A 707-nucleotide genomic window follows, 5' to 3' on the forward strand; every position below is an offset into this window, starting at 1 on the left:
CTGCGATTGTTTCCTTGCGAATGCGTGAATCGGCAAATGCCACGTCTTCGGGAATGTTCGAGTCCAGGTGGTGGCACACCATCAGCATGTCTAGGTGTTCATCCACGGTATTAACAGTGAATGGCCGTGTGGGGTTTGTGGAGGATGGCAACACATTGGGCTGGCCACAGGCCTTGATGATATCTGGCGCATGCCCGCCGCCTGCGCCTTCGGTGTGGTAGGTGTGAATGACCCGGCCTTTAAAGGCGGCAATGGTGTCGTCAACCAATCCCGATTCATTCAAGGTATCGGTATGAATGGCTACCTGCACATCGTATTTTTCGGCTACGCCAAGGCAGGTGTCTATCGAGGCAGGGGTGGTGCCCCAATCCTCATGAAGCTTCAAGCCACAGGCACCCGCTTCAATCTGTTCTTCAAGCGCAAGGGGCTGGCTGGCATTGCCCTTGCCCAGAAAACCCAAATTCATGGGCATGCAATCGGCTGCTTGCATCATTTTCGCCAGGTACCACGGGCCTGGTGTGCAGGTGGTGGCATTGGTACCGGTTGCAGGGCCGGTGCCGCCACCAATCATGGTGGTAACGCCACTCATCAACGCTTCTTCAATTTGCTGTGGGCAAATGAAGTGGATATGTGCGTCAATGCCCCCAGCAGTCAGAATGCAACCTTCCCCAGCAATGACTTCAGTGCCCGGGCCAATCAGAATGTCG

Annotated in this window: 1 pseudogene; it reads right to left on the reverse strand. The window is 55.2% G+C overall.

The features are described 5' to 3' along the window. A pseudogene (gene ureB, locus AC01FP_RS18395) lies at nt 1–707 on the reverse strand (urease subunit beta); the annotation flags it as partial.

It is taken from the genome of Cyanobium sp. NIVA-CYA 375 (assembly GCF_056108345.1).